This window comes from Streptomyces sp. (genome assembly GCF_050698815.1).
Taxonomy (GTDB): Bacteria; Actinomycetota; Actinomycetes; order Streptomycetales; family Streptomycetaceae; genus Streptomyces.
The window spans coordinates 1-8,386 of record NZ_JBOHCV010000527.1 but is presented as its reverse complement, the minus strand read 5'-3'; the positions used below and the strand labels follow the sequence as shown (position 1 = coordinate 8,386).

Below are 8,386 nucleotides of genomic sequence, written 5' to 3'. Positions count from 1 at the left end.
TCGGGATGACCGCCACCGTATGGGCGATCTCCATGACCACCACCCAGCAACTCGCCACCCCTGACCATCTGCAGGGCCGCGTAGCCGGCTTCGTCCAGGCCGCCCTGATCAGCACCGTACCGATCGGTGCGCTGGCCGGCGGGGCGCTCGCGGCCTGGCTCGGCAACGTGCCCGTGCTGACGGGATGCGCGACGGTGGCATTGCTCGCGGCGGCCACCCTCTGGCTCCCCACGCGCCCGTCGGACCGGCTCGAAGCAGACTCGGGCCCGCAACGCGGCGATACCCGCGAGGCGGTGGGCACCTCCTGACCAACACCCGCACCTGATTCCCCAACTGTCCCAGAACGCGCCGTCCGTGCTCTCCACGCGCCCCCGGTGCGCACTGCGTCGTCCCCCTCATCCCTAGCCACGCTGAGCCGGCGGTGACCCATCGCCGCGACGGACGGCCTGGAGGGGAGACCGGGTGCCGGACAACTGGATACGGGCCCTTGTGGCGGACTTCGGAGCCGAGTGCAAGGAGCGCCTTCGGGTCAGTGACACGGAGGCGTCCATCAGTCCACCGGTCTCGAAACTGGTGGAATCCGTGGGCACGCGCTGGAAGCTGACGCCTCGCCTGCATCCCGAGTATCCGCTCCCCGAGGCCCGGGTGCGCCCGGACTACGCGGTGGAGACCGGCGGACGCATCACCGGCTTCCTGGAGCTGAAGGCGCCCGGCCACGACGTCACGCCGGACGGCTTCACGAAGCGGGACCGCGAGCAGTGGGAGCTGATGCGCCGGCTGCCCAACGTGCTGTACAGCAACGGCCACACCTGGTGTCTCTACCGCGGCGGTCCACGGCCTTTCAGGACGGTCCGCCTCGACGGCGACCTGTACCGGTCAGGCAGCCGGATGCGTACCCGTGACTCCGACGGTGCGTCGCTCCGGGACCTGCTGGGGGAGTTCCTCGGATGGCAGCCCGAACGCATCACCACGGTGCGCCAGTTGGTGACGTCCATTGCCCCGCTCTGCCAGTACTTGCGCGAAGAGGTGCTGGAGCAACTCGCCCTTGAGCGCAGGACGCCGGACGGGCCCCGCGCCCGGCGGAGTGCTCCCAAGCCGTTCACCGCGCTCGCCCACCACTGGAGCACGGTGCTCTTCCCCTCCACCGACGGGCAGGACCCCGACCACCTGTTCGCCGACCGCTACACGCAGACGATCGCCTTCGCCCTGCTGCTGGCGCGCATCGAGGGCGTGCCGCTCGCCGGACGGCATTTCGGGGACGTCGCGAGTGAGCTGAAGGCCGAGAACACGGTGATGGGCCGGGCCCTGCAGCTGCTCACGGAGACGGTCGACGCCGAGTTCGCCCGCCGCATCAACACCCTCGTGCGGATCGTCGACGCCGTCGACTGGAAGGCGATCAGGGCTCGCGAACCCGACGCCCACGTCCACCTCTATGAGAACTTCCTGCAGGAGTACGACCGAGAGCTGCGCAAACGCTCCGGCACCTACTACACCCCGCCGCGCCTCGTCCGGGAGATGGTCCGCTTCACCGACGCCGTACTGCGCACCCGGCTCGGCTGCACGGAGGGCTTCGCCGATGAGCAGGTGACGATCGTCGACCCCGCCATGGGCACGGGCACCTTCCTCAGCGAGATCATCGACAGGGTCGCCGAGCAGCGCGCTCGTCGTGGGGAAGGCTTCCGTGGTGAGGCTGTGGAGCAGCTGGCCGGCCGCCTGGTCGGCCTCGAGCGTCAGATGGCCTCTTATGCGGTCGCACAGATGCGGATCACCCAGACCCTCCGAGAGCAGGACACCGATACCAGGCTCGGCGACCTCCGGCTGCACCTGGCCGACACCCTCGCAGACCCCTACGAGCGATCCACGCTCTTCACGTTCCTGCCGGATGGTGACCCGCTGATCGAGAACAGCCGTCAGGCGGACTGGATCAAGCGTGACGAGAAGGTCACCGTCATGATCGGCAACCCTCCGGACCGGGAACGGGCCGAGGGCGAGGGCGGGTGGGTGGAGAAGGGGTGCAAGGAGCAGAACATTCCGCCGCTGATCGACGACTTCCGTTTGCGTGGAAGGAACGGCACGCAGGAGAACAAGCTCAAGAACCTTTACGTCTACTTCTGGCGCTGGGGCACCTACAAGGTCTTCGACCAGCACCGTCCGGAGTCGCACCGTGGGATCGTCGCCTTCATCAGCACGGCGGGCTTCCTCAGCGGTCCCGGCTTCCGCGGCATGCGCGCGTATCTGCGCCGCACGTGCACCGAAGGCTGGATCATCGAGCTCAGCCCGGAATGCATTCAACCGCCCGCGCGGACGCGTCTCTTCGAAGGCGTACAGCAGCAGCTCGCCATCGCCGTGTTCGTCCGTAGCGGAGTCGATGAGAGCCCGGCCGACATCCGATACGCAGCACTCGACGGCGCCACCCGGGAGCACAAGTATGCACAGCTCGAGTCCCTGGAGCCGGACAGCGAGCAGTGGCGGCGGGTGCGTCCGGACGAGCACGCCCCGTTCACACCCGCCGCAGAGGGCGACTGGGACACCTTTCCCGCGCTGGGCGATCTGCTGCCGTGGGCGGTGCCTGGCATCCTGCCGAAGCGGACGTGGGCCTACTCCCCGGATGCCGACACACTGCGGGCCCGATGGCGGCGGCTGACGGCTGAGCGGGAGATCGCCGAGAAGCGCGCGTTGTTCAAGGAGACCCACAGCCGCACCGTCGACCGGAAGGTCAAGCCCCTGCCGGGCTCGACGCAACGACCACGTTCGATGCTGGAGGCGCGCCCCGAGTGCCCCGGTCCGGTGCCGGTTGCCTACCGCCCCTTCGATCGTGAGTGGGTCATTCCGGACAACAGAGTCTTGGACAGGTGCTCACCGGATCTTTGGGGGAGCCGGCGCGCGGGGCAGGTGTACGTCGTTGAGCAACACTCCAAACGTTTCGGGGGTGGTCCCGCCATCCTGTTCTCCGCGCTGATGCCCGACCTCGACCACTTCGACGGGCGGGGCGGCCGAGTGCTGCCGCTCCTGCAGAAGGACGGTAGCCCCAACGTGGCTCCGGGGCTCCTGCCGCACCTGCGCAACTCCTACGGCGACCTGCCCGTCACCGCCGAGGACCTCGCCGCCTACATCGCCGCGATCACGGCCCACCCCGGCTTCCGTGCCCGCTTCGAGGACGAGCTCACCACCTACGGCATCCGCGTGCCGCTGACCGGTGACGCCATACTGTGGACGGAGGCAGTACGCATCGGACGGAAAGTCGTCTGGGCTTCCACCTTCGGGGAGCGGTTCGACGATCCGGCAGAGGGAAGACCCGCAGGAGTCGAGCAGGTCTGGGCGACCGCGCAACCGCACATCACCTACCGAAGGAAGGTCGGCGGGGAGGAGTTGCCCGAGGGCTTCGTCCACGACTCGGGCCTTATGGAACTGCGCCTTGGCCAGGGTGTCTTCGGACCGGTGACGAGTGAGGTGCGGGAGTACCAGGTCGGTGGACAGAACGTTCTCGACGGCTGGTTGAAACGCAGAACGGGCCCTCCGTCACGCAGGGCGGTCAGCGAGCTGGATGGCATCCGGCCCGAACGATGGCAGCCCGAGTGGAGCAGGGAACTTCAGCGGGTGCTGGCCGTTCTGTCGCACCTCGTCGAGCTGCAGCCGTCCCAGGAGGACCTGCTCGATCGTGTTCTCGTCTCCCCCCTGATCAGGGTCGCCGAGCTGATGCGCCGGAGCGTCCTACCGGTTCCGGAGACCGCGCGCCGTTCCTCTCCCGCACCGGTGCAGGCCGATGCCCTTCCCGGCAGCGAGGGAATCGAGCCCCGCGAGCCGCACGCCGTCAGACCGCTCACCGCGCAGCAAGACACCCCGACCGCCGCCCCCGCACCGCGGGCCAGACGGAGTGGGAAGCCCCCAACGCCCCAACCGCGTCAGGTGAAGCCGAAAGGTCCGTGAGCCTGAATCTTCGGGTTGTGGGTCATGACCCATCGCTCGACGGTAAGTGATTTGGTCGTTCGCCTCACCCTGCCGAACTGCGTGAATTACGTTGAGTAGCGCGGGTGTGACGAGAATGCCCCTGAAGGTCGCGCCACATCTTCCACACCCGTGACCAGGGAACGTCTCGGAGGGGAGCAGCGGAATGCCGCAGCGACGCGCCATCACCGGCCGCAGCCAGGAACCACGCCAGCGGTTCGCGGAGGAGCTGCGCACCCTGCGGAGGACAAGCGGAATAAGCCTGCGTCAGCTGGGCGAACGCCTGGGCTGGGACTGGTCGCTCTTCGGGAAGATGGAGAAGGGCGAGACGCTGGGCAGCCCTGAGGTCGTCCAAGCGCTGGAGACGCACTACAAGATGCCGGGGCTGCTGCTCGCCTTGTGGGAGTTGGCGGCGGGGGACCACACGCAGTTCCGTGAGCAGTATCGGCGGTACATGGCGTTGGAGGCGGAGGCCGTCAGCCTGTGGCACTTCGCGGTGAGCGTGCTGCCGGGCCTGTTGCAGACACCCGGATACGCGCGGGAGGTGCTGACGGCGGGCGGCCTGCGCGGCAAGGAGCTGGACCAGCAGGTCGAAGCACGGATGGGCCGGCGGGAGTTGCTGCAGGGGGAGGACGTACCGCCGTTCCGGACCATCCTGTCGGAGGCGGTCCTGCGGACGCCGTTGCGTGATGCGGGGGAGTGGCGCGGGCAACTGGACTATTTGGCGGAGATGGCGGAACGCCCCAACGTGACGGTGCAGGTACTGCTTCAATGCGCGGGAGTGCACGGGCTGATGAGCGCGGACATGTGGTACCTGCTCCTCCCGGAAGGCCGGACCGTCGCTTACACCGAGAACGGATACAAGGGCGAACTCATCGAAGAAGCCGGCCCGGTCGTGCGCTTGCAGAAGACGTACGATGCGGTGCGCGACTTGGCCCTCCACCCAGCGGAGTCGCGGAAGTTCATTCTGCAGATGTTGGAGGAAGTGACGTGCGATCAATCGACCTGACCGCCGCCATCTGGCGGAAGAGCTCCTACAGCAACCAGGACGGCGGGGCCTGCGTCGAGGTCTCCGACAACTTCGCCGCCGTCGTCCCCGTGCGGGACAGCAAGGTCCCGCACGGGCCGGCACTCGTCTTCGCTGCCGAGGGGTGGGCTTCGTTCGTGTCGGCGGTCAAGGGCGGCGGCCGCCTGTCCGGCTGAGGAGGACCGCTCCTTGCCTTCGCGCATTTCAAGCGGGGGAAGCTCCTGACAGCATGTCAGGCGCAGCGATAGAGTGAACGTCCGCTGAAGGCGTTGACGTGCCTGGACAGGTCGGCACGAGAGGTGACGCGCAAGACATGAGTGAAGTGCCCACGCACATAGGTCGGTACACGGTCGAACACGCGCTGGGCGCGGGGGGCATGGGGCAGGTCTACCTGGCCTACTCACCCGGTGGCGACCCGGTTGCCGTGAAGGTGATCAGGAACGACAGGCTCGACCAGGCGACCAGAGCGCGCTTCGAGAGAGAGGCGTTGATCGCCCGTACGGTCGTCGGGACCAACCGCGTGGCCCGATTCCTCGATGCCGATCCCTATGCCGACCAGCCGTGGATGGCCGTCGAGTACGTACCCGGCCGGACCGTCCAGGAGCAAGTGGAGAGCACCGGAATCCTTCCGGTGCCGCTGGTAGCGTCTCTCGGCGCGCTGCTCGCCGAGGGGTTGGAGGCGGTGCACGCCGTCGACCTGCTGCACCGGGACCTCAAGCCGCAGAACGTCATGCTCGGGGAGTACGGCCCGATTCTGATCGACTTCGGGCTCGGCGCGTTCATGGACGCGGGCAAGGAAACCACCCTCACCCAGGACGGGACGATCGTCGGCACCGTGCGCTGCATGCCGCCGGAGCAGGCGCTCGGCCGGTCCCGAGTGCTGGCTCCGGCCGACGTGTACGGCCTCGGCACGGTCCTGCTCTACGCGGCGACCGGCCACTACCCGTACGAGGGCAACGGCTGGCCGGCGATAGTCGCCAAGGTGACCGACGAGGACCAACCGCCGGACCTCTCCGGGCTGCCGGGGGTACTCGGTCCGCTGGTCGCCGCGCTGCTGGCCCATGCTCCTGAGGTCAGACCCACACTCGCCGAGGTCACCACACAGTGTGTGGCCTTGATGAAAGGCGCCGGCCTGACACCGGTCGAGGCTCGGCATGCCCTGGTCGATCTCTCAGCTCCGCCCGGGGGAAGTGCGGGCGCGCGCGACCGGACCGGGCCTTCCCCCGTGGTGTGGGAACGGATCATCGCTGACTACCGTGACTCGCTCGACGTGCACACCCAGGTCGTCGATGAGGAAGGACAGGACAGCCCACTGGACCGTCCTGTTGGCCCGGCCCCGGCCGAGGACGAGAGGCAGCTGTCGCCGTCGGGCCCGCTGCAGGCGGAGGACGACGGCCCCGAACCCGGCGCCGCACGGCCGGACACGGGCCGGGAGGGCGAGCGCGCGTCCCGGCCCACGGATCGAACGCCGCCCGAGCCGCCCAGCAGGCCCAGGCCCGGCCGGAAGCCGGCCTCACAGAAGGTGGCCGACGAGCTGCGGGCCAGGTACGCGATGCAACCGGCCCTGTAATCGGAGAGCGGGCGGACGGCGCCGGGGGTGTCGTCATGCGTGCGGCACGGCAGGGGACGTAGGTGGGGAGCGGTATGCGGGACATCGGGGACGACGGGGGAGTGGAGCAGTTAGTGGGCGGTTCGTCGGCGGTCGGTCGCGCGGCCACGGGGCAGGGGACCTTCGACTCGGTGGGCGGTGAGCAGCCCGCAACGGATGCCTCTGCAGACGTTCCCGCCAGTGCCGCGCCCCGCATGCGCCCACCCAGGTTCGCCCCCGGCTCTCAGGTCCTCGTGCGAGATGAGCAGTGGTTGGTGAAGAAGGTCGCCGACACGACGTACGACGGCTGGATGGTCGAGGTCACCGGCGTCTCCTCCCTGGTGCGTGGCACGTACGCCGTCTTCTACGAGAAGCTGGACCACATCGAGCCGCTCGACCCGGACAAGACGCGTCTGGTGCCCGACTCCTCGCCCAACCACCGCAAGGCGCGCCTCTATCTGGAGGCCGTCATCCGCAAGACCGCCCTGCCGCAGACCGAGCACGGGCTCGCGCTGGCCGACAACTTCCTCATGGACCAGCAGACGCACCAGCTCCGCCCCGCTCAGCTGGCCCTGTCCATGGAGAATCCCCAGCCCCGCGTTCTCGTCGCGGACGTGGTGGGCCTTGGCAAGACCCTGGAGATCGGCATCCTCCTCGCCGAGCTGATCCGCCGGGGCCGCGGCGAGCGGATTCTCGTGGTCACCCCGGCACACGTCCTGGAGCAGTTCCAGCGCGAGTTGTGGACCCGCTTCTCCATTCCGCTCGTCCGTCTCGACTCCACCGGCATCCAGCGGATCCAGCAGGACATCCCGGCCGGGCGGAACCCGTTCGCCTACTTCAAGCGGGCGATCATCTCCGTGGACACCCTCAAGAGCGACGTCTACGCCCACCACCTGGAGAACACCGACTGGGACGCCGTCGTCATCGACGAGTCCCACAACCTGGTCAACCGGGGCACGAAGAACAACTCACTCGCCCGCCTCCTCGCCCGCCGCACCGACGCCCTCGTCCTGGCGTCCGCAACGCCGCACAACGGCGACGGCGAGTCCTTCGCCGAGCTGATCCGCATGCTTGACGAGGCCGCGATCGCGGACGCGTCGGCGTACGAGGTGAAGGACCTGGGGCACCTCTACATCCGGCGGACCAAGACAGACCCCGAGGTACGCGACTCCCTCAAGGGAGTCTGGGCGGACCGGGGTCCGTCCAAGCCCGTGATCGCCAAGGCGACCGACAAGGAGCAGGCCGTCCTGGAGGAGCTTGCCGCGCGCTGGATTCCGCGCGACCCGGCGGCCTCCTCCGTGTGCGTGGACTCGATGGTCGCCTACAACCTGCTGAAGGCGTTCCTCTCCTCCCATCGGGCGTTCCAGGACTCGATCGCAGCCCGGGACAAGACGCTTGGCAAGCCTTTGAAGGGCCGCAGGGGTCAAGACCCCGTCAAGCTGGAAGCGGGACGCCGGATCGAGCGGGAAGCGCTTCTCGACCTGGCCCGCCTCGCAGGCGACCTGGGTGACGACGACTCGTCCAAACTCGACGCACTGGTCGAGGCGCTGAAGGAGATCGGTGTCGGGCCCGAGTCGGACACCCGCGTCGTGATCTTCTCCGAGCGCGTCCCCACTCTGAAGTGGCTGGCCGAGAAGGTTCCGGCCCGGCTCGGCTTCCGCCAGGAGACGCGACTGGAGCCGAGCGAGAGGAAGTCGAAGCCGTGGAAGGCGTACGGCGGGGTGGTCGAGGTCATGCACGGCGACGCCACCGGTGAGGACGAGCAGAAGCGCATCGTCGAGAACTTCGGCCTGCGCAACGCACCAGTCCGGCTCCTGTTCACCGGC

Annotated in this window: 5 protein-coding genes and 1 pseudogene; all 6 read left to right on the top strand. The window is 68.5% G+C overall.

Annotated elements, in window-relative coordinates; all coding sequences use genetic code 11:
* Positions 1-308: pseudogene (locus ACRDP3_RS19060) on the top strand (hypothetical protein); the annotation flags it as partial.
* Positions 309-462: 154 nt separating this feature from the next.
* Positions 463-3,927, top strand: a complete 3,465-nt coding sequence (locus ACRDP3_RS19055) for a type ISP restriction/modification enzyme (RefSeq protein ID WP_431518172.1) — start codon at positions 463-465, stop codon at positions 3,925-3,927.
* A 184-nt stretch (positions 3,928-4,111) separates the two neighbouring features.
* Positions 4,112-4,954 carry a helix-turn-helix domain-containing protein gene (locus tag ACRDP3_RS19050; protein WP_431518171.1) on the top strand — a complete coding sequence of 281 codons (843 nt, stop codon included), beginning with the start codon at positions 4,112-4,114 and terminating at the stop codon, positions 4,952-4,954.
* A complete protein-coding gene (locus tag ACRDP3_RS19045; RefSeq protein WP_431518170.1) occupies positions 4,936-5,148 on the top strand; it encodes a DUF397 domain-containing protein in 213 nt (70 codons plus the stop codon). The genes ACRDP3_RS19050 and ACRDP3_RS19045 overlap by 19 nt, the downstream gene beginning before the upstream one ends.
* A 137-nt stretch (positions 5,149-5,285) precedes the next feature.
* The gene (locus ACRDP3_RS19040) at positions 5,286-6,542 is read left to right on the top strand and encodes a serine/threonine-protein kinase (RefSeq protein WP_431518169.1); all 1,257 of its coding nucleotides are present in this window, start codon (positions 5,286-5,288) and stop codon (positions 6,540-6,542) included.
* 293 nt (positions 6,543-6,835) lie between these two features.
* On the top strand, positions 6,836-8,386 hold a 1,551-nt coding region (locus ACRDP3_RS19035; RefSeq protein ID WP_431518168.1), incomplete at its 3' end, for an SNF2-related protein.

Excerpts from the sequence above, each read along its gene's own strand:
- ACRDP3_RS19040 (WP_431518169.1), top strand. The coding sequence starts at position 5,286 with ATGAGTGAAGTGCCCACGCACATAGGTCGGTACACGGTCGAACACGCG.
- ACRDP3_RS19050 (WP_431518171.1), top strand. The coding sequence starts at position 4,112 with ATGCCGCAGCGACGCGCCATCACCGGCCGCAGCCAGGAACCACGCCAG.